The sequence below is a fragment of the Agrobacterium sp. GW821-FHT02D03 genome, assembly GCF_059421725.1.
In genome coordinates, this window is the sequence record NZ_JBWKVN010000001.1 from 2232979 (window position 1) to 2258533 (window position 25555).

The following is a 25555-nucleotide window of genomic DNA, read 5'->3' on the forward strand; positions in this document are numbered from 1 at the left end:
GGTCAGTTGGAAGGTGGATTGAAGGCGGGATCGTCCAGCCGCACGAAGGTCACTCCACGCGCTTTCAGAGCCAGCAGACCTTTCACTACACCCTCGCCTGCCTCATGGGTCGGCTGGTTGATGTGCGAGATCACCACATCGCCATCCTTCGCGCCAGCAATATGCTTAGCCGTTATCGCGCTTCCCAGAAGCGATCCGCCGTCGCCATTGATGGAGTAGCCGGCCACGCGCTCGCCGAGCTGATTGATCGTGGTCATGGAGGTGTTGGTATATTTTGCCGTGGCACCGCGAAACCATTGCGGCTGCCGGCCGGTCGCAGCAAGAATGGCCTGCCTTCCGCCCTCGACCTCCTGAACGACGGCCTGCTCGGAACCGGCTGCTGCAATGCCATAGATCGACACCGGCTTGTCCACCGCCGGGATATGATTTTCGCCGTGGTTTTCCAGTTCGAAAAGATCCGGGTGGGCCATCAGGATCGCAAGGGCATCGCTATTGTGTTTCAGCCAGCGGGCGGTAACGAAGATGGTCGCCGGAATCTTTTCCTGCACCAACGTGTTGAGAATCCGAAAATCGGTCTTGCCCATGCAGGCATCCAGCGTGATGGCGACGCGCACCGGCGCACCCTTCGTCTGCGCTTTCGAAACAGGCATTTTGAGACTCGGCTCTAGAAGCCCCGTTCCGGCGAAGGCTGGCATGGCAAGGGTCGCAAACAGGGCTGCAAGGGCAATAGGCTTCAACATATCAGACGGGCTTTCGATCAAATTTCACTGGCAATGCGGCTCTCAAAACGCCAGAATTATGGCGTCGCTGCCGGTAGCGCGTCCAGTTCGGCGAGCTTCGCCAGCGCTTCCTCCACGCGTTGCGTATCGCTGACACCAAGCGGCATGATGGGCAGCGGCGGCTGGCGGTGGGTAAGCGAGAGGAGATTTGCAGCCGTGTAGATCACACGGTAGCTGCCAAAGGTCTTGAAGAGCGCCCAGAGCGGTTCAAAGAACGCCTGCAAGCGTTGCACCTCCGCCTTGTTGCCCGCCTTGGCAGCGGTGAAGAGACGCTGCGCAGGAACGGGCAGAAGCCCGGCAATCACGCTGTACCAGCTATCCGCACCCTGAAGCAGCGCGTCGGCGCAGCCCCAGTCTCCACTATAGCCAATGGCAAAACCCTCTCCGAGGCGTGGACGTAGTCGTTCCAGTTCCGCCTTGAACTGCATGTCCGAAGGCAACGGCATTTTCACCGAAAGGATATGGGGAATATAGGCCAGCCGCACCAGCAGCTCTTCACCAAAGGTGAAATGGGTGGTGGACGGGTTGTTATAGATACAGAGCGGCAGCGCCGTGGAGCCAGCGACCGCGGCGAAGTGATGATACGCCTCTTCCTGAGTCAGAGGTGTATAGGAGACAGGTGCCAGCAAAAGCGCATCGGCGCCTGCCTTTTCCGCATCCTGCGCCAGTGCAAAAGCCTCATCCGTGCGCAGCGCCCCCGCCCCGACGATCAGTGTTCGTTTGCCTTTCAGGCATTCGACGGCCGCCTGAACGGCGCGTAGGCGCTCTTCGCGGCTGAGATAAGCATAGCTGCCGGTACTGCCGAGAAGTCCGATGGAATCGACGCCTGCCGCATCCAGCCTTTCGATCAGGCGAGACAGCGCTTCCACATCGACGCGGCCATGCTCATCTGCTGGCGTCAGCGGAAATGCCGAAAGGCCATGAAACCTGCTGCTCATACGACGTCACCCCGAAATCCCTCTTCGAGAAGGATTACGGGGCAAATGACGGAACGACAATAACGATATGAAATCATTGAGATATGGTTGCAGATAAGCAACTACTATCCCATTGGCTTTCTCAGGTTCCGCAAAAGGTTCTGAAGACCCTCTCATGGTTCATCGGCGCCTGCATGTAGACGGAGAATTCCGGCAGTTCTTCGAAAGGACGGGCGGTTGCCTTCAGCATCTCGTGGAACGGCGCAAAATCATTATCCTCGACGGCCGCGGCAATCACTTCCTCGATCCTGTGGTTGCGCGGAATGATGGCCGGGTTGACGGCGCGCATGGCGTCTGCACGCTCCTGGCCTGAACGGCTCTCCTGTGCTGCGCGGTTTCTCCAGCGCTCCAACCATTCGTCCGCAGCAGTGAGGTCGATGAACATGCCGCGGAACGGCTCGGCGTTATCGCCTGCCGCATCACAGAGCCTGCGGAAGGTCAGGGTGTAATCGACCTCCGACCGCTGCATCAGCGCCAGGAGATCCTGCACCAACTGCTCGTCACCCTCTGCCTCAGTCTGAAGCCCGAGTTTGGTGCGCATGCCGGAAATCCAGCGTTTCGGAAACGCCTTGCCGAAATCCGCCAGGACGCCATTGGCCATATCGACGGCCTTGTCCTGATCCTCATCCAGTAGCGGGATCAGGCATTCGGCAAGCCTTGCAATGTTCCATTGGGCGATGCCGGGCTGATTGTTATAGGCGTAACGGCCTTGGGCATCGATTGAAGAAAACACCTTGTTTGGATGGTACTCATCCATGAAGGCGCAGGGACCGAAGTCGATTGTTTCACCGGATACGGCCATATTGTCAGTGTTCATCACCCCATGGATGAAGCCCACCATCAGCCAGCGGCAGATCAGGTCGCATTGCCTCTCCGCAATGGCCTGCAGCATGGCGAGATAGGGCGTTTCCGATTGCCGGGCCTCTGGATAGTGCCGCTCGATGACGTAGTCGGATAGCGCCTTCAAGGCTTCGGTATCTTCGCGCGCGGCAAAAAACTGGAAGGTACCGACGCGGATGTGGCTTGCTGCAACGCGGGTGAAGACGCCGCCTGGCAGGCCAATTTCGCGCTGAACGCGCTCACCTGTCGTCACTGCTGCCAGAGCGCGGGTCGCGGGAATGCCGAGCGCGAACATTGCCTCGGAAACGATATATTCGCGAAGGACCGGTCCTAGCGCCGCACGTCCGTCTCCCCTGCGGGAGAAGCGGGTCGGGCCAGAGCCTTTCAATTGAATGTCGCGCCGCCTGCCTTGGCGGTCGATCACCTCACCTAAAAGAATGGCGCGGCCGTCCCCGAGCTGGGGCACGAAATTACCGAACTGATGTCCGGCATAGGCCATAGCCAAAGGTTCGGCCCCCTGGGGCACGGCGTTGCCAGAGAAGATCGCCGCCAGCCGCTCGTCGTCCATGCCCTCCACGTCAAGACCAAGCTCTTCTGCCAAGGGCCGATTGAAAGCAATGAGCTGCGGCGCCTTGACCGGCGTAGGAAGAACGGCAGCGGTAAAGCGCTCTGGCAGGCGGGCATAGGAATTATCGAAACGGATCACGGGCTTGCTCCCTTTTGCCCCTATATTGGGTCTGAAGCCCGGCTTTGCCAGTGTTCAAGATGATACCAAGATCCGAACAGGTCAGCCTGCAGCCCCTGTCTGTCACTGGTGCGCCTCCATTTCGGGATGGCGGCGAGGCCTTACGGATTGGTCTTCATCACACGGGACTACTGCCCGGCCTTTTTGCCAGTGAACTTTAACCTGCCATTTTCATTCCTATTCTGAGCTTGATTTGCAAAGAAAGGATAGTGGAATGAATGACATCGCTGCGCCAACCGAGAGCGAAAGCGCGATCCGCACCATTCACACCGATCTTCCCGTCAATGCCACATTCCATGTCTGGCTGAAGGCGAAGAAGCCGGATGTTGCAGGTGCAGTCTCGTTTTCAAACGCCAATGGCAAGTTCGGCGAAGTCTCCACCTCCAATCTGGAAGAGTACAGTTTTCGCATCTATCAGGTGTTTGGTGGCGGGCGCGTCGATATCGCCTATGACACGATGACGACCGCCGTCTCGGTGATCTACTGGTTCACCGCCTCCGATGTGCTGGAGACGGGCATTACCGTCGTCCACACCAAGCCGGACAATGCCCCACCGGATCTGCCGGACAGCTATCACTTCCGCCCACCCTTCGGCTGGATGAATGACCCAAACGGGTTTGGACGGTTCGAGGGACACCCGCATCTTTTCTACCAGCATTACTCGCATGGGCTTCGCTGGAACACGATGCATTGGGGCCATGCGATCTCGTCGGATTATCTGCGCTGGCGACACCTGCCAATCTTCCTCTTCCCGTCCGAAGATCTGACGACGCGGCCGGACAAGCGCGGCGGTGCCTATTCGGGATCGACGATCCCGCTTGTGGAAGGGACCGGCATCCGCGTCTTCTTCACCGAACAGGTTCAGGACCGTGTGCCCGAGCAACAGATCCAGCTCACCGCAACCTCCTCCGATCTGATCATGGCGGGACAGGCGGAGGTCATCCTCGGCCACCGGCCCGATGGGCAAGGGCTGACGCCGGACTTTCGCGACCCTTATGTGGTGCGCGGCCCCGATGGCCTTTGGAAGATGCTGCTCGGCAGCCAGAGCGACAGCGGCGGCGTCATCCTGCTTTATGAAACGCAGGACCCAACAGCCGCTTCCGGCTGGACCTATGTGGGCAAGCTTTGGGTGGAGACCCGTTACAAGACCACAGCGATTGAGTGCCCTTGCCTGCTTCCGCTCGATGGACCGGCCAATGCCCGTTCCACGCGCTGGGTTCTGACCTATGGCCTGATGCATTCGGAAGATCCGGCCACGGGACGGAAGAACCTGACGATGGCCGATGTCGGCTGGTTCGACGGCAAGAAGTTCGTCAAGGAATTCGGCCAGGAGCTCGATTTCGGCACCGACAATTATGCCTTCCAGGCGTTTCTCGATGGCGACAGCATCGTCGGCATTGGCTGGTTGGCGAATTGGGCGGATGCGACACCCGAGATCGACTTCCCCACCTCCATGACCTTGCCGCGGCGGCTGCATTTTTCCAACGGCGCACTTCTCACACCGCCGATCGGGGCGGCGGAAAGCCTGCGGCACCGCATTCTGGACCGCACGAGACTGGCGGCTGGCGACCGGGTCGATCTCTCAACGGGTGCGGTAGAGTTGCTGTTCGAACTCAACAAGCCAGGCCTGCCTTTCGATCTGGAACTCGACCACCCGGATGTCAGGCTCGGTGTCGTCTGTGACGAAACCGGTCTCTGGATTCGCCACGAGGACGGTCGCGACGGTGCATCGCCGCGTTATGTCTCCGAGGGCGCACGCCCTTATCGCCTGCGCATCTTTGTCGATTACGGATCGATCGAGGTGTTTGCCGACCGGGGACGCTACGTCGGCACCAAGCGTATCGCCAGCTTCAAGCCGGTGCGCGCAGCCCACCTGAAAACTCTTGAGGGGGCCGTTGCGCATGCGACAATCTGGAGTCTCAAACAGTAAATATAGGAACCTTTGCTGCTTTGGCGCCTTTCCTGAATGACGAGATTTTCAAGAAGGGCGATCAGATGACACAGATTAGAGAAACAGATCCGGTCCATTTTCCCACCCAGGCGAATGAGAACAAAGGCGAAAAACGCAGGGCGGGCAAAGGAATCGTGCTGGTGATCGCAGGCATCGGCATCCTGGCCTTTGTCATCTACATGGCGGCGATCCTGATCGCCTCGACCCAATCCTAAATCAAGCCCGCATATCGAAGAGGAAAACCCATGGACCCGCGCGAACCACTTCTGGAAAGTGAAGACGCACTCGATCAGGCAGTTTCAGACCTGGATGTAGAAGAACTCCCGGCGAAGGGGGAAATCCCGCAGGAGCTGGAGCACGAAATCGAGGAAGACGAACTCGAAACGGAAGACGACCCTTACCAGGAAAGCGACGAGGCCCTTCCGGACGACGCCGAGGAGCGCGTCATTGACCGCAATCCATCCCGCGAAGGCGGCGCTTTCGACGAGGTTTGACGGTTAGCCTTTGCAGCCAACTTCGAGCCTGAGCGAGCTGACTTATGCGGCTCGCTCAGGCGTGTAACCCACCTCCTGCATGGCCGCCATCGCAGTGTCAGCGTCGCCGTCTACCACGACCTTGTGCGATGACAGATCGATACTCACCTCAGCACCCGGCAGTGCCTCGTTCAGCGCGTTGCGGATGGTCTTCTCGCAGTGGCCGCAGGCCATGTCCGGCACGGTGAATGTAGTCTCAGTCATGGTCTTTCCTTTCTTTATCAGTTTTGATGGTTCGGCTTCCGGCCAGATCATCCAGGATCGGGCAATCCGGTCTGTGGTCGCCGCCGCAGCAATGGGCGAGGTGCGATAGCGTTTTCACCATGCTCCTCATGTCCTCTATCTTGCGCTCCAGGTCGGCAATATGGGTGAGAGCAATTGCTTTCACCGCCGAGCTTTCTCGCGCCTTGTCCTGCCAGAGTTTCAGCAGAGCTTCGGTTTCCTCCAGCGAAAAACCAAGGGTTCGGGCGCGCTTGATGAAGCGGAGGTTATGGACTTCCTGATCGCCATAGAGCCGGTAATTGTTATCAGCACGGGTCGCGGGAGAGATCAGGCCGATCTGCTCGTAATAGCGGATCATCTTCGCAGACACGCCGGAGGCCTCTGAGGCTTCGCCGATATTCATGACGTCACCTTTCCACCCGTGGCGCTTATGGTCTTGAGGCGCAGCGCATTGCCCACGACGAAAACCGAGGACAGCGCCATGGCACCTGCTCCGATCATCGGTGACAGCGTGATGCCAAACGCCGGGTAAAGCGCGCCGGCAGCGAGTGGGATCAGCGCGACGTTGTAGCCGAACGCCCAGAACAGGTTCTGGCGAATATTGCTCATCGTTGCGCGGCTCATTTCGATTGCATGGACGGCACCGATCAGATCACCACCGACAAGCACCACATCGGCGCTTTCAATCGCGACATCCGTGCCCGTCCCGATGGCGATGCCGATATCGGCCTCGGCAAGCGCCGGTGCATCATTGATGCCGTCGCCGATGAAGGCAATAATCTTCCCGCCCTGGCGCAGGTCGTGGATGGCCTCCACCTTGCCTTCCGGTAGAACGCCGGCGATGACCCTGTCGATGCCGACCTCATCAGCAATCGCACGCGCCGTTGCCTCATTGTCCCCGGTCACCATCACTACCTCGATGCCCATGCGACGAAGCGTTCTGATCGCCTTGACGCTCGAGGGTTTCAAAGGATCGGCAACCGCGATGACGGCGGCAAGCACACCATCGATCGCGGCATAAATCGGAGTCTTGCCTTCACGGCCCAAGCGCTTCGCGGCGTCGGCGAAAGATGCGACCGACATGCCAAGCTTTTCCATATATCGATCCGCACCGACATCGACCTGACGGCCATCAACGACTGCGCGGATGCCATACCCCGTGATGCTTTCGAAGTTCCGGGCATTCATCGGTTCGAGTCCTTCAGGAACTGCCATTTTCTCCCGTGCCGCACGGGTGATGGCCTCTGCAATCGGATGCTCCGAGTGTGCTTCGACTGCAGCGACCAGACGCAGAACGTCGTCCTGCTCAATGCCATCCGCGACGATCAGGTCAGTCAGTTCCGGCCGGCCTTTAGTCACCGTGCCGGTCTTGTCGACAACGACGATCTCGGCACTGCGCAGCTGCTGTAGCGCTTCGCCCTTGCGGAAAAGTACGCCGAGTTCGGCGGCACGGCCGGTACCGACCATGATGGAAGTCGGTGTTGCGAGCCCCATGGCGCAGGGGCAGGCAATGATGAGCACGGCAACGGCGTTGATCAATGCAAATGTGTAGGCTGGATCGGGACCGAAGACGGCCCAGACGATGAAGGTCAAGAGCGCGATGCCGATAACGGCCGGGACGAATAAAGCGGTAACTCTATCGACCACCAGCTGAATGGGAAGCTTCGACCCTTGCGCCTGCTCCACCAGCCTGATGATCTGCGACAGCATCATATCCCCGCCGACCTTCGTCGCCCGGTATTTGAACGCGCCGGTCTTGTTGATCGTGCCGCCCACAACCCTGGTGCCCACGGTCTTTTCCACCGGAACAGGCTCTCCTGAGATCATCGATTCGTCTACATAGGAATGACCGTCGACCACCTCTCCATCGACCGGCAACCGCTCGCCGGGACGAATGACGACAACGTCACCTGCTCTCACGTCGTCCACGGCCAAATCGACGACCTCACTATTACGCTCGACGCGAGCGGTCTTGGCCTGAAGGCTTGCAAGCTTTCGGATCGCATCGCCCGTCCTGCCGCTGGTGCGGGCCTCAAGCAACCGTCCGATAAGGATGAGCGTGACGATGACGGTGGCCGCTTCGTAATAGACGTGCCGTGCATTTTCCGGCAGGACGCCCGGCGCGAAGGTCGTGACCAGGGAATAGAGATAGGCTGCGCTGACACCGAGTGCCACGAGCGAATTCATCTCCGGCGCTCCATGGAAAAGGGCAGGAAAGCCGCTCTTTAGGAAGCGTCGTCCCGGTCCAAAAATCACCGCCGTCGCCAACAGGAAATAGACGTAATAAAGTTTCTGGGTATCGATCACGCCCATCAACCAGTGGTGCATCGGCGCATAGATATGCCCACCCATCTCCAACACGAAGAGCGGCGCGGTCAGCACGGCTGCGATGATTACATCGCGCTTTAACGTCGCTTCGTCACCCATATGGTGGGCGTGATCATGTGCGCCCTGATGTTGATGTGCAGAGTGGTCATGCTGCGTGGCCTTTGCCGCGGCAGGTGGGAAGCCAGCGGCTTTCGCCGTTTCGATCACCATCTCGCGCTGGCGCAAGCCGCCCATGCCTTCGACGAGGACCTTGCCGTCAGCCTCGACCTTTGCGCTGACGACCGTTGCGACGGCCTCAAGCACGCCCTTCAACCGTGAGGCGTCCGCCTCACCTTTCACGCCATCGACGACAAACTCGGTTCGCGTTGGCTCGATCTCATAGCCGATCTTCTTGACCGCTGCCGCCAAGGTCTTGGCAGAAAAGCCTTCTGCAGGCTCCACCGTCAGCTTTTTCGTCGCGAAGTTGACGGAGCTGGAGGCGACACCCGGAACCTTCGCCGCCGCCATTTCCACGCGACGAACGCAGGACGCACAGGTCATGCCTTCGACGGGAATCGACAAAGGCTCCTGCAATTGCTTGGGTCTGACCATCTCGTTCATCGCTTTCCCCTTTCGAGGTCTGTCACTGTCATGGTTATGACGGGCGGAACTTCAAAATAGTTCCGACGTGAAACAAACCCAATGTAGGGCTTCCCATCATGGGAAGGTCAAGGGAGGAAATTGCGTTTTATGGCATGTTCGCCAAAACAGGCAGCCGCCATCCAGACCCACGCTCTTGACGAAAAGCTAACCGCCGCTACGTCTCGCCAAATAGACCGTCGCCCCGCCACAGCTCTGGTCGTTGATTTTATGTTCGATGATCTGAAAACCACCGCCAGCGAGGATCACCTGATACTCCTCAAATGCCAGGCTGGCGTGATAAAGCGTCTGGCCACAGAAACGGCCAAGCGTTTCCCGACGGTCTGGCCCCGCCGTAAACATCAAGACGGCCTCTTCCGCTGCCAGGCGCATGCATGTTTGAAGGACAATTTGCTGGTCGCCCGGCATCAGGTGAAAGAGGCTGTGCCAGGCGATCAAGCCATCAAAGCGGCTGTCCAATCTCATATCACGCATATCTCGGACCAGCCATCGATGGCCGGGAAAGCGCGCACGGCAAAGCGAAATCAGCGCTGGCGACGCATCGATGCCGGTTACGTCACGACCGTTTTCGATACAGTAGCACGCGATGGGCTCCCCGGCCCCGCAGCCAATGTCGAGCACGGACGCCTTCGGCGGCAGATATACGAGAAATCTGTCCAGCCAATGCTTCTCCACCAGCTGGCGGCTGCGCGACCGATCAAAATCCTCAGCATATGTCTGGTACAGCGCGATGATATTGCTTGCCGCATCAGCAGACATGACCGCTTCTACCGATGGGTGGCGTAACGCTGAATATCGCGCAGGAACTCGCCGCGCACCACCTCGCCCATTGGCTGCTCCGAGGGCTTGTCGCCCACGCGCAGGCGAACGAAGACGATGTGCTGACCTTCGCGTTCGGCCCAGCCGACGAACCAACCGAAGGGCCGATTGGGATCTGGCTTACCATCCGGCCCTTTCATGGTGCCGGTCCCGGTCATGCCATGAGCACTCCAGGCTTCCGCACCGTCAAACACCGGAACGATCGCCTTGGTCTTGTTCTGCGCATCACGAGAAAACGGCAGGTTGTTAGCCAGCAGTCGGCGCATGAACCCGACCTGCTCGACCGGAGAAATTTCCAGGGAGGTGTTCACCCAGGCGTCGGTCAACCCATTGTCCTTGCCCGGCTCTCCGGCCACGTCACCATTGCCGAAACCGAGGCGCCGGACATAGGAGACAAATTTCTCCTTTCCGAGACGTCTGGTGATTTCGCGCGAATACCAGCGGATCGACTCTTTCTGCCACGTCGTCGGATCGACTGTCTTGCGCTCTTGCGGGGCTGCATCCATGCCCTTCTGCCAGTCCCAGGCCGGATTGAACTCGTCCTGCAGAATTCCGGCGTCATAACCGATCAGCGCAAGCGGCACCTTGAAGGTGGAGGCTGGCGAGACGCGCCTGTCGCAGGCGCCCTGCTGGTTGATGACGGCACCGGTTTCCACCGATGTGACCAGCGTGCATTCAAAAGGCTGCACGGCCTGAGCGCGCGCGGGCCCGACACCGTCTACAAGAAGGCAGATCGGCGCAACAAGCGTTAAAGCACGCCGCACTCTTTCAGATGCGCTCTTCACGCTTGAGCTCCTGGTTTTGTCGCATGACGTCGTCGCAAAACCGGGTCACGTTTTTGCGCTGGCCATGCTTTTGACTTTGGCGCATGCGGGGTCCTTCATTGTCCGGCCGATCATCATAGCCGGGAATGGGCCTAAGAAAAGCAAGGTAGCGGGATACAGGGGTCATGCGGCAGGAATAGGACGGGATTTTACACGGGCCGAAGAGAGCGCACAGGTTTGTACTCAACGCGGTTTTTGTGCCTCCGGTCGCTCTCCCACCGTCAACGGCCAGTCCACCACATAGTCCTCGAAGTCATCCACATCGACGTCATTCTCATTGACGGTGCGACCACGCGCGGAAATGCCCGCCACGTGGACGGTTTCAGAATCACCCGACACCAGATGGTGCCACCAATAGAGATCCTGCCCGTCCCGCACCAGCGCATAGGCGCATGTCGGCGGCAACCAGCCGATCTCATCGACCAGCTTCAGATCGAGCTGGATACAGTCGGGCACGGTGGCGCGGCGGTTTTTATAATCGGAACAGCGACAGCTCGTGCCGTCCAGGAGCTGGCAGGCGACGGAGGTGAACACCACCTCGCCCGTATCCCAGTCTTCCAGCTTGTTGAGACAGCAGAGTCCACAGCCATCGCATAGGCTCTCCCATTCGCTGTTACTCATTTGCGCCAGCGATTTGGTTTTCCAGAACGGCGCGTCACTCATCGTTAAGATTTCCGTTTCATTTTGCATCTTCGGGCATCAAATAGGAAAGCCCGTTTTGTCGTATCGCCATAGGCTGGATTATAAGATAATTCTTAAATCCGGCGGAGTGGTGGTGAGGAATGACCCGCGCAAGCTTATCGCGTCAAGCGTTCACTCACCACATCGAACAGGAATACGTTTCAGGTGCAGGAAGACAACAACAAGAAACCGGCGCGCCGTAAACGCCATATTCTGCTTCGCATCGATTCCTGGATCGATTCGAGCCTGTGGACAGCCGCATCCCGTGTGTTCGATTTCTGGGAAGAGGTGACGATCGCCTCTCGCAAGCTGCATGTGCGTGGCTGGAAGAAATTTCTCGTCAACATGACCTGTAACGCGCTGACCGTCGGTACGGCCGGCTCCGTCGTCATGCTGGCGCTGGCGCTGCCCGCCTTCGAGGAAACCAAGAAGGACTGGCGCTATCGCGGCGACTTTGCCGTGACTTTCCTCGATCGCTACGGCAACACGATCGGCCATCGCGGCATCATTCACGAAGATTCCGTTCCAATCGACCAGATGCCCGATCACTTCATCAAGGCGGTTCTGGCGACCGAAGACCGGCGCTTCTTCGACCATTTCGGCATCGATTTCATCGGCCTTGCCCGCGCCATGAGCGAGAATGCGCGTGCCGGTGGCGTCGTCCAGGGCGGCTCGACGCTGACGCAGCAGCTTGCCAAAAACCTTTTTCTGACCAATGAGCGCTCGCTGGAGCGCAAGATCAAGGAAGCCTTCCTGGCATTGTGGCTGGAAGCCAATATGTCGAAGAAGGAAATCCTCGCGCTCTATCTCGACCGCGCCTATATGGGCGGCGGGACCTTCGGTGCGGCGGCGGCGGCGCAGTTCTATTTCGGCAAGAATCTGACGGACGTCACCCTGGCGGAATCCGCCATTCTTGCAGGCCTGTTCAAGGCTCCGGCGAAATACGCGCCGCATGTGAACCTGCCGGCTGCGCGTGCGCGCGCCAACACGGTTCTCTCCAACCTCGTTCAGGGCGGCTTGATGACCGAAGGCCAGGTGGTCGGCGCACGTCGCAACCCGGCAACGGTCATCGACCGCGAAGAGATCCAGGCACCCGATTACTTCCTCGACTGGGCGTTTGACGAAGTGCAGCGCCTGGCCAGGGACGGCAAGATCAAGGATCACACCGTGGTGGTGCGCACCACCATCGACACCGGCCTGCAACAGGCCGCAGAGCAGGCCATGGAAGGCAGTCTTCGTGAATTCGGCGAAGGCTACAAGGTCAAGCAAGGCGCAATGGTGATGATCGAAAATGGCGGCGGCATCCGCGCTATGGTCGGCGGTCGCGACTATGGTGAGAGCCAGTTCAACCGCGCAACGGCAGCCCTTCGTCAGCCAGGTTCTTCCTTCAAGGTCTACACCTATTCCGCTGCGATGGAGAAGGGCTACAAGCCTGAAACGCTGATTTCCGACGCGCCTGTCACATGGCGGGGCTGGTCGCCGCAGAATTACGGCCGCTCCTATGCCGGCAAGGTGACGCTGCAGACCGCGCTCGCGAAATCCTACAACACCGTGCCGGTGCGGCTTGCCAAGGATGTGCTCGGCACGCAGATCATCGTCGACACGGCAAAAGCCATGGGCGTCGCCACGCCGCTTCGCAGCGACAAGACCATTCCGCTCGGTACTTCTGAGTTGACAGTGCTGGACCAGGCGACGGGCTATGCCGTCTTCCCGGCAAATGGCATGCAATCGCGCCGCCACGGCATCGAGCAGGTTCTCGATTACGAGGGCAAGGTGCTCTACGATTTCGATCGCGACGAACCGCCGGCGCATCGCGTGCTTTCGGAAGAAGCGACGTCGAAGATGAACCGCATGCTGGTCACCATCCCGGTGGAAGGTACCGCACGGCGTGGAGCTCTGGACAATGGCATCGTTTCCGGCGGCAAGACGGGAACGTCCCAGGCCTATCGCGACGCCTGGTATGTCGGCTTTACCGGCAACTACACGACGGCGGTGTGGTTTGGTAACGACGACTTCACGTCGATGAACAACATGACCGGCGGCGCCCTTCCCGCCATGACCTTCAAGCGACTGATGGACTATGCCCATCAAGGCATGGAACTGCGTCCTATTCCAGGCATCCAGAACCCGCTGCCAACCGGCACGCGTCCACAACCTGCCGCCAATGGCGCGCAGATCGCTTCAGCCGATGCCAATGCGCTACCGGCTCTGACCCGCCCTCGCTCTCTTTCGGCAGAAGCCACCCGCATTCTTCGCGCAGTCGGCCAGCAGTTGAAGCAGGCGTCTGCGCCGACCTTGTCGCCGCAGAAGGTGGCGGATGTTGGAAACTGACGCGCAGAGCAACCGGTCACCACATTTCGATTGTCAAGACCGATAAGCCCTGTCTCACTGTTGACGGCTCGGGGATATACTTAGGACGCGATTCTCGCCCTCGAACTCTTTCCGGAAGTCCGTCGCTATTGCATAGCTTCAGCAGTTTTTGAAAATGTAGAGACTTCTCCAGCCGAAGCGTAGCCGCTTCGGCGTTGGAGGATAAGCGCATTGAAGGTGACCCTGTGATTACCGGAAAGTTTCAGCTGGATCCTTACCGAGTTGCGGGCCTGTCCCTCTTTTCAATGCGGGTCCGTCGGCAGCCGGGAAGCAGTACCATATAATCAAAATCAGCCAGCCGATGGGAAAGAGAAACCAAAAAAGCTGAAGCCATCCGCTTCGATTAAGGTCGTGGAGCCGACGCGTGTTGACCGCGATTATCGGCAATAACGTTGCTAGGTACCATATGATGCCGAGAATCTCCGATCGATCGATTAGGTCGGCCACAATCGACGTCAGGAATATGAAGAGCATTGAATACCAAAACTCTGATCGGCTCGCTCTTGATGAAAAGTTCACATAATTTTTGAAGAAACTCGATATCGCTTCTCCAAAGCTCATAGCGTATGGCAGCCCCGCAAATCGGTTAGGGCCCGCAGGCGCGCGCCTAAACACGAAGAAGAGCGGGATAGGTGCGAAAATGCCAAGCACTATCAACCAGTGCCAAAGAGAAAAACTACCCATTCAAACCCCCGGATGTAACTGAGAAACCCCGATTACGACCTACGGCTGTTCAGTCGCTAAACAAAACAATATTTCCTCCGCGTGCATATGGATTAAACCTTTTCCACAGCTAACCTAAATGACGTGACCTGCTTCCGCTTCTAACTCCCAAACTCTTGCAACCAAATTGCACCTCCAACCGTTTGCAAGAGCACAAAAGCGCCCATCGGGACTTGGGCGCTCCCCTCAATACCGGTTGGAGCCAAGACATGAATGATGCATCCCACGGGGAAGCTTCCGCCTATCCTTTTCAGTTGCTGTTCGTGCCTTTTCCCTTTGTCTGCTTTTCGCTGACGCTTGCGACGGACATTGCCTATTGGCGCACCGCCAACCTGATGTGGTCGAATTTTTCGGCTTGGCTTCTTTTCGCGGGGCTGGTCGCTGGTGGTCTGGGAATTCTTGCCGGTCTTATCGATCTGCTGCGTCGGCGCACACGGCCGATGCGTCCGTCCTTCGTCTCCATCATCCTTTTCATCGTGATGCTGATCCTCGCCTTCATCAACAGTCTCGTTCACGCCGGTGACGGTTGGACGGCTGTGGTGCCTTACGGGCTGCTGCTTTCGGCCATCACCTTCGTGGTGTCGTTGATGGCTGTTTCCGCCTCCTCCCGCAAATATGCCCGTCTGGCCTGGAGAGTATGATCATGGTTTCTCGCATTTTAGCCCCCGTCCTGCTGCTTGCAGGCGTTGCACTCATTCTGCCGGCCTGCAGCGACCAGAGCGATAATTTCGATATCTCCCAGCAGATCGGCCCAGACCCTGTTCTTCCCGAGCCCTCCATGAGCCTGATTCCTGACCTGAAGGTCGCAGAGGTGGTGGGCTGGAAGGACGGTGAAATGCCTACAGTGCCGGAAGGCCTGAAGATTTCCGTGTACCAGAAGGACCTCGTCAATCCGCGCACCGTGCATACGTTGCCGAATGGCGACGTTCTGGTCGTGCAGTCGCGAGCACCGGAAGGCGGGCAATCATCGTCGCGTCCCAAGGACATCATTCGCGGCTTCATCATGTCGATTGCCCATGGCGAAACCGGTGGACCGCCGAAGGAAAGCAACATCATCACGCTGCTTCGGGACACGAACCGAGACGGCATTGTGGATGAGCGCCACGATCTTCTGAAGAAGCTCGACTCGCCGTTTGGCGTCGCCTTTGCCGACAACACGCTTTATGTCGCAACGTCCAATGAAATCCTCGCCTACCCCTATCAACTGGGTCAGAACGAAATCACCGCCGAACCGCGCGTGCTGACCCAGCTTCCGGGTGGCCCGATCAATCACCACTGGACAAAGGATCTGGCGCTGAGCCCCGATGGCAAGTTCCTCTATGCCTCCGTCGGATCGAACTCGAACATCACCGAAAACGGGCTGGAGGCCGAGAAGAACCGCGCCGCTATCTTGCAGGTTGACCGTCAGACAGGTGCGTGGAAGCTGTTTGCGTCCGGTTTGCGCAATCCGAACGGTCTTGCCTTCAATCCCGAAAGCAAGGAGTTGTGGGCCGTGATCAACGAGCGCGACGAGCTCGGCCCGAACCTTGTGCCAGACTACATGACCTCGGTGAAGGAAGGCGGCTTCTACGGCTGGCCGTGGAGCTATTTCGGCAACCATGTGGATGACCGCGTGCATCCTCTCCGGCCGGATATGGTGGAGAAGGCGATCAAGCCAGATTACGCGCTGTCCAGCCATGTTGCTGCGCTTGGCCTCACCTTCTCGCTGAACTCGGCGCTGCCTGCCCCCTATCAAAACGGTGCCTTCATCGGCGAACATGGAAGCTGGAACAGGACGGCCTTCAATGGCTACCGCGTGACCTTCGTGCCGTTCGAAAACGGCAAGCCCGTCGGCAAAACTCAGGACGTGGTGACGGGATTCATTCAGGGCGACAAAGCCAGAGGCCGTCCCGTCGGCGTCGGCATCGACGGCACCGGCGCGTTGCTGGTAGCAGATGATGCGGGCAATATGGTGTGGCGTGTTGCAGCTGCAGATGGCGCTGTCTCACCGGCGCCGATTGCGACCGATGATGTCTCCGGCACATCGTCGGGCCCTGCCCAAGCGGGACAACCGGCAGCACCCGCTGCTCCCGCCCAGCCTGCGGCACCTGCACAGCCCGCAGCTCCCGCATCGCCGGCACCGCCCGCCCCTGCGAATTGAGAAATATCGATGATGAGGAATGTCCGGCCACCTGATCGGGTGGTCGGCCCTTTTTATGGCGTCCGCGCGGCCCTACGCCCGCGCACCTTGGCGTCGTTGAATGCAATCGCGGACCGGATCAGCGCCGAGAGCGCATCGTCATCAATGTCATCACCTTCGCGAAGGTCGATCGCACGGCGTGTCCCTCCGTCAAGCGAGGCGTTGAACAGACCGAACGGATCCTCCAGCGAGGCGCCATGAGGGAAGGTCATTTTTACGGTGGAGCGATAGGTCTCCCCGGTACAGATGATGCCGTTGCAGGCCCAGACGGGCACGCCACGCCACTTCCAGTCCTCCTCCACACGTGGATCTGCACTGCGAATAATAGATCTGATGCCCGACAGCGCCTGCCCACGCCAGTCCGTCAACTCGGCAATCCGTCCGTCGATCAGCCGGGAAGCCGGAGAGCCTTCCTCATCCTCTGTCGGAGCGATGCTCACAAGGTCGGTGGCGTCCATATTCATGTGCTCTCCTCCACCAGCAGTATTAGGTAGCGCATCCTAGCACATGCAACCTGGATTTGAACTTTAGAGAATACTGAAAAAAGGACAAGTGCACAGAAAGGCTGGAAAATATTGCGGGTCCTTCAAAGCCAAAAAAAGTCTTCACCTTCCAACGCGAAAGACAACAGCGGCAGGCGTGCGCAGCTTGAATATCCCCATCGAAGGTGCGCAATTGCTCGCGAGGGACATCTCATCTAGGGGGAAACTACTATGAAGAAACTCAATCCAGCACTTGCCGCTCTGGCAGTGTTCGTCTGTACATCCGCAATGGCACAGGCCGACGACCTGACCTTTACGCTGAAGAACGGTACCAAGTCCGTCCTGACGCGCTTTTACACATCGCCGGTTGGCGTCAATGAATGGGAAGACGACGTCTTCGGCGAGCAGGTTCTCGAGCCAGGCGAAAGCATCGACATCACCATTGCCGACGGCCGCACGGTCTGTCGCTACGACATGCGTTTCGAGTTCGAAGAAGGCTCCGGCCTCGACACGACGGAAGACAGACAGGATCTCTGCAAGCTCGGTTCTTACACGATCCACGAATAAGCGACGGCTCGGAGGGCGCTGGCCTTATCGATCAGCGCCCTACGGCATCAGCCCAAGAATCGAGAACAATTTGGGGGCGCTACCTGTCGATCCAAAGAGCGAGACACGTCCGTTTCGCGTCCAAAGGGACGTACGCGCCCTGGGAACGAAGACCGATTTAGGGTGTCGCTTGCAAAAGTCTGCGCGACACTCTCTTCGGAGCCGGCGCAGATGCACGCCTGGCTTGTCTAAGCCGCCAAGAGGGCAATACTTCGACCCGCCACCAGAGTTTCCCGACGCAGCGCATATCTAAGAACCGGAATATTCCCGTACAGGTTTGTCCATCCCTCAAGCAGGGCATTTCCCCGAGTCGGAATCAGTGCTAACCGTGACGCTGCTCCAAATCGGGAAAGCAGTGTGTTTCGAGTTCCGTTTCTTGTCGCCATCTCGCTCGTCATTGCCTTCGGCGGTGGCATCGTTTCCACGCTCGTGGCGCTGGAAGCCACATCCGGTTTCGGGTCGATCAAGATCGGCGCGTGGAACGCATTTCCCGAATCGCAGACGATCGAAGCGGACCCTTACGCCAAGGCGCACCGGGCGGATGCAGGCAAGATTCTCTATGGAACGGCCGAAGGTTTGGCCTTTACCGCGGCGAATGACAGCAGCGGCCAGCGCTTGACCGGCCAGTGCCGCTATACCCTCACCGGCAACCTGCCGCCTGCCCGCTTCTGGACCATCTATGTTGCCGATCAACAGGGTAATCTTTTGGATGACGGATCCGGACGGCCGATCGCCCTGAATTCACGCAACCTTCTACACGGCCCTGAAGGTGGTGTTTCCATCACGCTTGCGTCGACGGCAACGCCGTTCAACTGGCTTGCCGTGCCGACAAACCGCGATTTCAAGCTGGTCCTGACGCTGCTCGATACCCCGATTGCTGGAAGCGCGGGTCTGATCGACATCACCATGCCGACGATCAATAAAACGGATTGCGGCAATGCTTAGGCTCATTTTGGCGATCTTCACGGGCCTGGTGGGTGCAGCTGTCCTCCACCTCGTCATCCTCTTTTCGATCCCGCACTTTTCCAACCGCGATGCCTACACGCGCGCGGAATTTCAGGCTGTGCCCAATCGCTTTCATCTGGTCGACAAGGATGGTCACCGCAAGGGTGGTCTGAGCAGCGAAGACCCTTTTATGCGGGTTGCCGTGTGTACCTATAATGTCGAAGAGAAGCCGGTCAGGCTGTCGGCCTTCGGTGCCGTGCCGTTCTGGTCGATCGCAATTTTCGACAGTGCATCCAATGAGATCTTCAGCATGAACGACCGCACATCGGCGGGGGGTGAACTGGATATTCTGATTTCCACCCCGGAGCAAAGCGGGGCCATTCGCAAGGCGGAAGTCCAAGCGCTATCGAAATCGATTTTGGTGGAAGCAAATCGCAACGAAGGCTATGCCGTTTTGCGAACGATGGTACCGCAGGCGAGCTTCCTGGAAGAAGCAGAGCGGTTTCTCGGAGAGGCTACATGTGAGCCCGCACCGCTGAAGTAGGCGCACTTCAGGGCCTCATAAAAAAGATCGGTCAGGCGTTGAGAGCCGTTTCGGAAGAAGCCGCCGCATTGCCCTTCCGCTTGCGCGTCTTGGTCTTCTCGGCGAAGTCATAACGCTCGTAGCGCACACCGGTAAAAAACAGCAGCTGCGCTGGGCCGGCTGCGATTGCGTTCGCGTCAGCCGCCTTGTGAGGACGCCGCGTCGCCGTCGAAATCGAAATAATGTCTGCCATTGCCATCTCCTTTCACAGGCACGACGGATGTGTTGACCGGATCGTGATGCATGACTTTCCATCCGACGATCCAGTATGAGGAAGCGCCATATCGAGCTTTTCAGCAAAAATTTCTTTTTGATCTGCGTGCCGGAGTCTTCAGGACGGCGGCATCAAGCCGATATGGAATGCCAGTACCACTACATCGGGCATCACCAGTCCACGGACTGGGCATTAACTGAGGCTTGGACATTTCGTCCGTCCCTCATAAGCGAGCTCATGTCAGAACTTTAGCACCGAATCTCGGACTTGCCCACGACATTAGAATCATCGGGAGGTTAAGCAAAGGTTAATAATAAAAAGCGGCTTGCAGCCTTACCTCCAATGTTGAGGTTCATTGCGCCCCAATTCCGGTCCACGCGAGAGGAACGCCAAAGTTGGCTTGCGGTTCCAGCGGGTCGAAAAATCCTTTCGTTAACAAAACAGCTGTGAATAAGCCGAAAAATCCTCTTGCCGACGCCCGTGGTTAACAGGGCGTCAACGCATTCGTTATAGTTTGAGCGCTCCTGTAGTTTTGCGTCTGGTTGGGTATTGCGTTGACAGACCGTTTTCGAGAACTGGAACGGCCAAGGGCCGAGAGGAAGAAGGACGTGGTATTGATGGCAACCGTCTCGAGTTTCGAAGGCTTGCCTTACCCGTCGAAATCAGAATTGCGACAGTTCGCAGAACTGTTCATGCCGCTGTTTTCCGCGTCCACCGCCGAAGCGAAGAGAGAGGCGATTGCGGCGCTGTCGCAGAACCCGAACGTGCCCTCGGCCGTCGCGTTCTTTATCGCCAGCCAGCCGATTTCGCTGTCCGCACCGTTTCTCGTCTTCTCCAAGGCGCTGGATGACGAGACGCTGATTGCGATTGCACGAACGCAAGGGGCCGCGCACGCTCGTACGATCGTCCGGCGCGAAGACCTCTCCCCCACTGTCGTCGATGCCTTGGTGGGCTTACGTCACTCCCGCCACGCGACGGGCTCAACGGACGACCATCTTCAAACCTCTACGTCTCAAGCGGCGCTGACCGAAGGCGAGGCGCGTGCCGAGCGGGAAGAGAAGCTGCGCAGGCAACTGCGCACCATGGCGCGACAGATGCACCGCCCTGCGGGCGACACGCTTGGCGTTCGCCGCCTGACCGAAGTGCAGGAAGCCCTGCTCGTGCGGTTTGCACGTGAACGCGATGCAAGCCGTTTCGCCGCCACGCTCTCGGACTCGCTGTCTGCAAGCCACTGGCTGTCGGAGCGCATCCTCCTCGATATTTCCGGTCGGCAACTGGCAACAACGCTTGTCGGCATCGGCATGGATACCGACGACGCCATCTTTATCCTCGAATGCTTCTACCCGCATATGCGCCAGCTCGTTGGCGATATCAGCCGTGCGGAATCCATGCTGGAGTCGTTGGAGACGGCCGAGTGCGAGGAGCGGATCGAAAGCTGGCGACGGGCAGATCGCTACACCACGAGTTCCGGCAGCGACGCCGACGAGCGTCGTGAAGAGCCGACTCCAGCACACAAGCTTGTTGTACGCCGTTAAGGTCCATCGCTGGGTGCGGTAGAAGGAAAGGATCTGTCACCCAACGATGGTGAACAGGTCTCCGACGTTGTCGGTTTCAAGTTCGACCACCCAGAGATCGGCGTCGAAGCGACGCTCCTTTTCCAGTAGCGTCTCCACCTCCTGGGCTTGCGCTTCAGTGAGACGCCGTTCGAAGCGGCGTTCGGCCCTCACCTCCTCGTCTTCGGCGAAGCTCTGGGGTGCAGGACCATAGAGATTTTCGCGCCCATCACGCAGGCGTTGGCGGATGAAGATCGCGCCCGCTTCTTCTGCCCCCTTGCGTTCGATAGCGGCGAAATCACCCGCAGCGAAGACGCGGCGCGTGAGGGCGGAAACGAAGATTTCGGATTTGAGGCGCATGGAAGAACTATAGGACCTCAGGGACAATGGGGCCATGCTTTTCTAAGCCGCGAGACTGGTCCTGGTCGCCACCCGCCAAACCGTGGAGGGAAGGGTGAAAGTCCCAATGAATTGAGTGTTTTGGCCTCAAGCGCTCGTCCTTTGAATCGCAAAAGGACGGCAAATTACCAGGAGGCTCAGTCAGAGATTCAACTGAGGCTCACAAGGCCCCGATAGATTTCAGCTTTTTCAGCACCGCTTCGCTCGGCTCGCCGGTTTCCGGCAGGCGATAATGCTTTTCGAAATTGCGAATGGCCTGACGGGTCTGTTCGCCGGCAACGCCATCCACTTTCACATCGGCGTAGGCGATATTGACGAGGCCCTGCTGGATCTTGGAAACCAGATCCTTGCCAACCGGTTTTGCACCACTCTCGGACGTAAGAGACACATTCTGCGCCTTCGGCGGATGTACCTCCGCATTGCGAATGGCGGCTGCGACGGGATCGATCGCCACCCCGCCCCCATTGGCTGCTGCGGGTCGATCCTTCGGCAGGGCTTTGGGAATGGCGGCAACGGTTGTCGCGCTGTCGATCTTCAAAGCCGAGAGAATGCGGCTGGTCGGCTCGCCGGTCTGTTCCATGCCGACCGTTTCTTCGAAGAAGAGGATGGCAGCGGTCGTGCGTGGCCCCGTCAGACCATCGGCTGGACCATCGTAGAGGCCGCGGCGCGCGAGTTCCCGCTGGATTTCTGCGACGAGTTCGGATGGCGGATGGGTGCCGGCCGGCTGCGCCTGACCGGGGATTGCCGGTGCCGAGCCCTGCCCTGCCGAAGTCTGCTGCGTGGGTTCTGGAACATCCGTCTCGCGCTCTATGCGGAACGTCGTGACATTGCCGTGCTGGCCAAGCGTCGACGTCATGCGATAGCCGGCAATGCCGTTTGGATCTTCCTCATCGCGCGTGCGCAGGAACGGGGACGGATGGTGGCCGGGTTGATACCAGAGAGCATTTGCAGCGACGAAGCCGAAAACGACAAGGAACGCGGTCGAGCCGCCGACCAGTTTGGGATGGCTCAGAATCTGCTGGCCGAGGGCGCGTACGGCCACGGACAGCAAACCCGGCTCCTTCCGGACCGTCTTTTTCCTAGGCGATTTTCGCTTTGGCGCGGCCATCCGCAGTGTCCTTCCTCTTCATCATGTCGGCGCCACCCGCCGTGTCTTTCAGGCGCGGCGGAAATTCCACCGGCGCATCGGCATCGTCACAGCTGCTCAGCGGTTGGCCGGAGCCATCAGCCGGCATCAATATGGTGACGACCGTTCCCTCGCCCGGCTTGCTGGTGATGACAAGGCTTCCGCCATGCAATTCCACAAGTCCTTTGACGAGCGACAGTCCAAGCCCCGTACCCTCATAGCGACGGGTATAGTCATTCTGAACCTGCATGAACGGGCGGCCCAGAAGTTCGATCTTGTCGGCGGCAATGCCGATGCCGGTGTCGCTGACCGTCAGCTTGAGCATCTCGCCCTGCAGCGCCGCATCGATCACCACCACACCACCGGATTCGGTAAACTTGATGGCGTTGCTGGCAAGATTGATCAGAACCTGCTGGATGGCGCGCTGATCGGCAACGACTTCCGTCAGATCGCGCTGGATGCGGCTTGTCAGCGTCAAGCCCTTCTGCTTTGCCTGAAGACCGAGCATGCCTTCGCAGGACGCGATGACATCGCCGATGCGGAAAGGCTCCATCATCAATTCGTAGCGACCGGCCTCAAGCTTGCTCATATCCAGCATGGTGTTGACGACCGACAACAGGTGACCACCCGACTGGCGAATGAGTTTGACATATTCGCGCTGGCGATCGTTCTCCAGTTTGCCGAAATATTCGCCGGCGAGAATATCGGAGAAGCCCAGAATAGCATTGAGAGGTGTGCGCAGTTCGTGGCTGACAGCGGCGAGAAAACGCGACTTCGTCTCCGTCGCCGTCTCTGCCTCGATCGTCCTGCGGGCCGCTTCGCGGCGCAAGGCTTCCATCTCGCTCACATCGATAAGCTGACCGACGACGCGCACCAGCCGGCCGAACTGGTCCCGTTCTGCGGTCATATCCATGCGGGCATAGACGAACTGAATCTGCCGATTGACAGAGCCGGTCTCGAAACGCAGATCGACGCTGGCGTGATCCTCACCCTGGCGCAGCGTATCGAAAGCCTGCATCAGGGCGATGCGATCGGAAACATGGACCATCTCGGCGAGGATATGGCCGGCGCAGTTCTGCAGCTGAAGCGGAAACTGCCGCAGGTCGCGACCTGATACCGCGTGAACGATGCCCTGCTCGTTGAAGAACAGCAGGAGACCTGGCACCTGCGATGCAAGCTGCTCACGGTCGATGACAGCGTCCTGAGCCTCGCGCGCGGGCTTATAGACCGTCAGGAGCACAGCGCAGGATGCCAGAAACAGCGCAACGACAAGAGCTGCACCGAGCGGCAGCGCCACAGATGCCGGCAGGACAAAGCAGATGATGGCGGGAACGATGAAGAGCGCCACAAGAGAGAAAGCAACGAGGCGGCGCAGAACGGCGATGACCGCCAAGCTTTCGCTGGCATCGTCTTCCATGCGCGACAGCCACATGCCCGCGACATGATCGACCAACGCAATCGCTTTTTCCGCTATGTTACGCAATACCAGTACACCGCATTCTAAAAGCAGCAGGCTCGAACCTACCTTGAAACATGCCCGACAATAGGGCTCCGCGGCTTAAGGAATGGATAAAAGCAGGCGCGCCAAAGCCGCCTCAAGCACCATCAAGTCCCATTTCGGGGCAAATCACAAGCACTTTGTCGGTTATGGTTAATGACGGGTAAGCAGAGGATTTCCTTGTATTTTTTCGGTACCGTTAAGATTTGTGGCGGGTGTTATCGCCGCGAACGCCTGCGATTGCGCGCCCCCGCCGCAATTATGCTTAACATCGGTCGCTAAAATCCGATCGAAATCACAATCGTCACCAGCGGCGGGAACAAGTCGCTAAAATTTGAATTAAATCACGCGGTTTTTTGCAAAGGGGTGTTGGTCTCTTGGCTCTAGGGTGTTTGCAAGCCCGGACAACAGGGCAACAGCGGATGATCCGAAAAGGGCGCCGGTCAAACAGGGTAGTCTTGCAATGTGGTTTCTGATCAAAGGAACAATCTGGTTTTCGCTGGTGCTGGTTGCACTCTCCTATTTCGGCGGCAACAACACCGATAGCCAGAACTCGCAAATGAATGTCGCCGGCGCGGTTTCCGCTGCCAGCGAAGCCTACCGTTATGTCAGTGCCATCTGCGTCGAAAAGCCGGACGTCTGCGTCAAGGGTGCGGAAACCTTCCATGCTCTGGGCGAGCGGGCGCGCGAAGGCGCCAAGGTAGCCTATGAGTTGATCGACTCCCACCTGAACGCTGCCGATGAACCCAAGGTCGCCCCTGCTGGCGGGGCTGTCGCCAAGGCCGAGACCGTCGCAGTCAGCGACGATATCAAGACCGGAACCATCAAGGTCGAGAACACCATTCCCCTGCCGCAGAAGCGCCCCGCGCTCTGACGAGAGAGGGAAGCGATCAAGCCTCGCCTCCAAGCCAAACGAATTCGAGAGATCCTCTCAAAACCCCTTGTGGCTCATCCCGCTATAGATGAGCCGCCTGACTGCCCGACTCCTGATGCCCTGCCCGAAGCCCATGCTTCGCCGCAGGGCTTTTTTCTTGGGGTAGCGGTTCAATTCCATTCGCCATTGCCCTATATCGGGGCAGCAACATGGATGGCAGGCAAATGGCTTCTCTCGACAAGATCATGGACGACTTCTCCTTCCTAGACGATTGGGAGGATCGCTACCGCTACGTGATCGAACTAGGGAAGGAACTGCCGGATCTGGCGGACGAGAAAAAGACCGCAGAGAACAAGGTCCAGGGCTGCGCCAGCCAAGTCTGGGTCGTAAGCCACAGCGATGGCGGACCTGACCCGATATTGACCTTCGAGGGCGATTCGGACGCGCATATCGTGCGCGGGCTGGTGGCGATCGTGCTCGCCACCTATTCAGGCAAAAAGGCCTCGGAAATTGCCGCCCTCGACGCCATCGAAGTGTTTGGCAAGATCGGTCTGGTCGAACATCTCTCCTCGCAGCGCGCCAACGGCCTTCGGTCGATGGTCAATCGCATCCGCGAGGAAGCGCGGCTACTGGCCGCCTGATCGCGGCGGGCAAAGCCGCCGCTC

At 58.7% G+C, this 25555-nt stretch carries 27 protein-coding genes; 12 read left to right on the forward strand and 15 right to left on the reverse strand.

Annotated elements, in window-relative coordinates; all coding sequences use genetic code 11:
• Window positions 1–2 precede the first annotated feature (2 nt).
• The 3 genes from AC07U5_RS10630 to AC07U5_RS10640 form a co-directional block, all read right to left on the reverse strand.
• Window positions 3–740: a polysaccharide deacetylase family protein gene (locus tag AC07U5_RS10630; RefSeq protein ID WP_494722965.1), complete on the reverse strand. Its 738-nt coding sequence runs from the start codon at window positions 738–740 to the stop codon at window positions 3–5.
• 56 nt (window positions 741–796) lie between these two features.
• Entirely contained in the window at window positions 797–1717 is a 921-nt protein-coding gene (locus tag AC07U5_RS10635; protein ID WP_313554995.1) for a dihydrodipicolinate synthase family protein, read from the reverse strand.
• Between the two features lie 121 nt (window positions 1718–1838).
• Entirely contained in the window at window positions 1839–3299 is a 1461-nt protein-coding gene (locus tag AC07U5_RS10640) for a protein adenylyltransferase SelO (protein WP_494723288.1), read from the reverse strand.
• Between the two features lie 256 nt (window positions 3300–3555).
• Between AC07U5_RS10640 and AC07U5_RS10645 the strand changes: the two genes are divergently transcribed.
• From AC07U5_RS10645 to AC07U5_RS10655, 3 genes are all read left to right on the forward strand, one after another.
• Window positions 3556–5271 (forward strand): GH32 C-terminal domain-containing protein, encoded by a 1716-nt coding sequence (locus AC07U5_RS10645; protein ID WP_144621046.1) that lies wholly within the window; start codon window positions 3556–3558, stop codon window positions 5269–5271.
• A gap of 65 nt (window positions 5272–5336) precedes the next feature.
• A complete protein-coding gene (locus AC07U5_RS10650) occupies window positions 5337–5507 on the forward strand; it encodes a hypothetical protein (RefSeq protein ID WP_494722966.1) in 171 nt (56 codons plus the stop codon).
• A gap of 30 nt (window positions 5508–5537) precedes the next feature.
• Window positions 5538–5786, forward strand: coding sequence for a hypothetical protein (locus AC07U5_RS10655; RefSeq protein WP_062425767.1), 249 nt, complete (start codon window positions 5538–5540; stop codon window positions 5784–5786).
• A gap of 42 nt (window positions 5787–5828) precedes the next feature.
• On the opposite strand, the gene AC07U5_RS10660 is transcribed toward AC07U5_RS10655, so the two are convergent.
• The 6 genes from AC07U5_RS10660 to AC07U5_RS10685 all read right to left on the reverse strand — a co-directional run bounded on the left by AC07U5_RS10660 (window position 5829) and on the right by AC07U5_RS10685 (window position 11320).
• On the reverse strand, window positions 5829–6029 hold the full coding sequence (locus AC07U5_RS10660; RefSeq protein WP_494722967.1) for a heavy-metal-associated domain-containing protein: 201 nt from the start codon (window positions 6027–6029) through the stop codon (window positions 5829–5831).
• Window positions 6022–6450 (reverse strand): Cu(I)-responsive transcriptional regulator, encoded by a 429-nt coding sequence (gene cueR, locus AC07U5_RS10665; RefSeq protein WP_062425769.1) that lies wholly within the window; start codon window positions 6448–6450, stop codon window positions 6022–6024. The genes AC07U5_RS10660 and cueR overlap by 8 nt, the downstream gene beginning before the upstream one ends.
• On the reverse strand, window positions 6447–8975 hold the full coding sequence (locus tag AC07U5_RS10670) for a heavy metal translocating P-type ATPase (protein WP_494722968.1): 2529 nt from the start codon (window positions 8973–8975) through the stop codon (window positions 6447–6449). The genes cueR and AC07U5_RS10670 overlap by 4 nt, the downstream gene beginning before the upstream one ends.
• Before the next feature lie 186 nt (window positions 8976–9161).
• Window positions 9162–9773 carry a class I SAM-dependent methyltransferase gene (locus AC07U5_RS10675; protein ID WP_494722969.1) on the reverse strand — a complete coding sequence of 204 codons (612 nt, stop codon included), beginning with the start codon at window positions 9771–9773 and terminating at the stop codon, window positions 9162–9164.
• Window positions 9774–9781: 8 nt separating this feature from the next.
• Window positions 9782–10597, reverse strand: a complete 816-nt coding sequence (blaOXA, locus tag AC07U5_RS10680; protein WP_494723289.1) for a class D beta-lactamase — start codon at window positions 10595–10597, stop codon at window positions 9782–9784.
• Window positions 10598–10840: 243 nt separating this feature from the next.
• On the reverse strand, window positions 10841–11320 hold the full coding sequence (locus AC07U5_RS10685; protein ID WP_494722970.1) for a YcgN family cysteine cluster protein: 480 nt from the start codon (window positions 11318–11320) through the stop codon (window positions 10841–10843).
• A 183-nt stretch (window positions 11321–11503) separates the two neighbouring features.
• On the opposite strand from AC07U5_RS10685, the gene AC07U5_RS10690 reads away from it, so the two are divergent.
• Window positions 11504–13669, forward strand: coding sequence for a transglycosylase domain-containing protein (locus tag AC07U5_RS10690; protein WP_494722971.1), 2166 nt, complete (start codon window positions 11504–11506; stop codon window positions 13667–13669).
• Between the two features lie 228 nt (window positions 13670–13897).
• Here AC07U5_RS10690 and AC07U5_RS10695 read toward each other — a convergent pair whose 3' ends face one another.
• Window positions 13898–14392, reverse strand: a complete 495-nt coding sequence (locus tag AC07U5_RS10695) for a DUF805 domain-containing protein (protein WP_494722972.1) — start codon at window positions 14390–14392, stop codon at window positions 13898–13900.
• Between the two features lie 248 nt (window positions 14393–14640).
• Here AC07U5_RS10695 and AC07U5_RS10700 point away from each other — a divergent pair, with 248 nt between their 5' ends.
• Window positions 14641–15072, forward strand: coding sequence for a DUF2231 domain-containing protein (locus AC07U5_RS10700; protein WP_494722973.1), 432 nt, complete (start codon window positions 14641–14643; stop codon window positions 15070–15072).
• Between the two features lie 2 nt (window positions 15073–15074).
• Window positions 15075–16571 carry a PQQ-dependent sugar dehydrogenase gene (locus AC07U5_RS10705; protein ID WP_494722974.1) on the forward strand — a complete coding sequence of 499 codons (1497 nt, stop codon included), beginning with the start codon at window positions 15075–15077 and terminating at the stop codon, window positions 16569–16571.
• A gap of 53 nt (window positions 16572–16624) precedes the next feature.
• On the opposite strand, the gene AC07U5_RS10710 is transcribed toward AC07U5_RS10705, so the two are convergent.
• Entirely contained in the window at window positions 16625–17074 is a 450-nt protein-coding gene (locus AC07U5_RS10710) for a DUF1801 domain-containing protein (RefSeq protein WP_494722975.1), read from the reverse strand.
• A 249-nt stretch (window positions 17075–17323) separates the two neighbouring features.
• Here AC07U5_RS10710 and AC07U5_RS10715 point away from each other — a divergent pair, with 249 nt between their 5' ends.
• The 3 genes from AC07U5_RS10715 to AC07U5_RS10725 all read left to right on the forward strand — a co-directional run bounded on the left by AC07U5_RS10715 (window position 17324) and on the right by AC07U5_RS10725 (window position 19187).
• Window positions 17324–17659 (forward strand): hypothetical protein, encoded by a 336-nt coding sequence (locus tag AC07U5_RS10715; RefSeq protein ID WP_494722976.1) that lies wholly within the window; start codon window positions 17324–17326, stop codon window positions 17657–17659.
• Window positions 17660–18055: 396 nt separating this feature from the next.
• The gene (locus AC07U5_RS10720) at window positions 18056–18643 is read left to right on the forward strand and encodes a DUF1214 domain-containing protein (protein ID WP_494722977.1); all 588 of its coding nucleotides are present in this window, start codon (window positions 18056–18058) and stop codon (window positions 18641–18643) included.
• Complete coding sequence (locus tag AC07U5_RS10725; RefSeq protein ID WP_062438164.1) at window positions 18636–19187, forward strand: DUF1254 domain-containing protein; 552 nt, start codon at window positions 18636–18638, stop codon at window positions 19185–19187. The genes AC07U5_RS10720 and AC07U5_RS10725 overlap by 8 nt, the downstream gene beginning before the upstream one ends.
• 31 nt (window positions 19188–19218) lie before the next feature.
• On the opposite strand, the gene AC07U5_RS10730 is transcribed toward AC07U5_RS10725, so the two are convergent.
• Entirely contained in the window at window positions 19219–19419 is a 201-nt protein-coding gene (locus AC07U5_RS10730) for a hypothetical protein (protein WP_062425783.1), read from the reverse strand.
• Window positions 19420–20048: 629 nt separating this feature from the next.
• Between AC07U5_RS10730 and AC07U5_RS10735 the strand changes: the two genes are divergently transcribed.
• Window positions 20049–20975: a DUF2336 domain-containing protein gene (locus AC07U5_RS10735; RefSeq protein WP_162743404.1), complete on the forward strand. Its 927-nt coding sequence runs from the start codon at window positions 20049–20051 to the stop codon at window positions 20973–20975.
• Between the two features lie 36 nt (window positions 20976–21011).
• Here the strand turns inward: AC07U5_RS10735 and AC07U5_RS10740 are convergent, their stop codons facing one another.
• The 3 genes from AC07U5_RS10740 to AC07U5_RS10750 form a co-directional block, all read right to left on the reverse strand.
• A complete protein-coding gene (locus AC07U5_RS10740; RefSeq protein ID WP_113226741.1) occupies window positions 21012–21353 on the reverse strand; it encodes a DUF1491 family protein in 342 nt (113 codons plus the stop codon).
• Window positions 21354–21552: 199 nt separating this feature from the next.
• Complete coding sequence (locus AC07U5_RS10745; RefSeq protein WP_494722978.1) at window positions 21553–22500, reverse strand: peptidoglycan-binding domain-containing protein; 948 nt, start codon at window positions 22498–22500, stop codon at window positions 21553–21555.
• Complete coding sequence (locus AC07U5_RS10750) at window positions 22472–23992, reverse strand: sensor histidine kinase (protein WP_494723290.1); 1521 nt, start codon at window positions 23990–23992, stop codon at window positions 22472–22474. Before AC07U5_RS10750 ends, AC07U5_RS10745 begins: the two co-directional genes overlap by 29 nt.
• A gap of 487 nt (window positions 23993–24479) precedes the next feature.
• Between AC07U5_RS10750 and AC07U5_RS10755 the strand changes: the two genes are divergently transcribed.
• Together AC07U5_RS10755 and AC07U5_RS10760 are read left to right on the forward strand one after the other, a co-directional pair.
• The gene (locus AC07U5_RS10755; protein WP_494722979.1) at window positions 24480–24890 is read left to right on the forward strand and encodes a DUF5330 domain-containing protein; all 411 of its coding nucleotides are present in this window, start codon (window positions 24480–24482) and stop codon (window positions 24888–24890) included.
• A gap of 224 nt (window positions 24891–25114) precedes the next feature.
• Window positions 25115–25531, forward strand: coding sequence for a SufE family protein (locus tag AC07U5_RS10760; RefSeq protein ID WP_062425787.1), 417 nt, complete (start codon window positions 25115–25117; stop codon window positions 25529–25531).
• The last annotated feature ends 24 nt before the right edge of the window (window positions 25532–25555 follow it).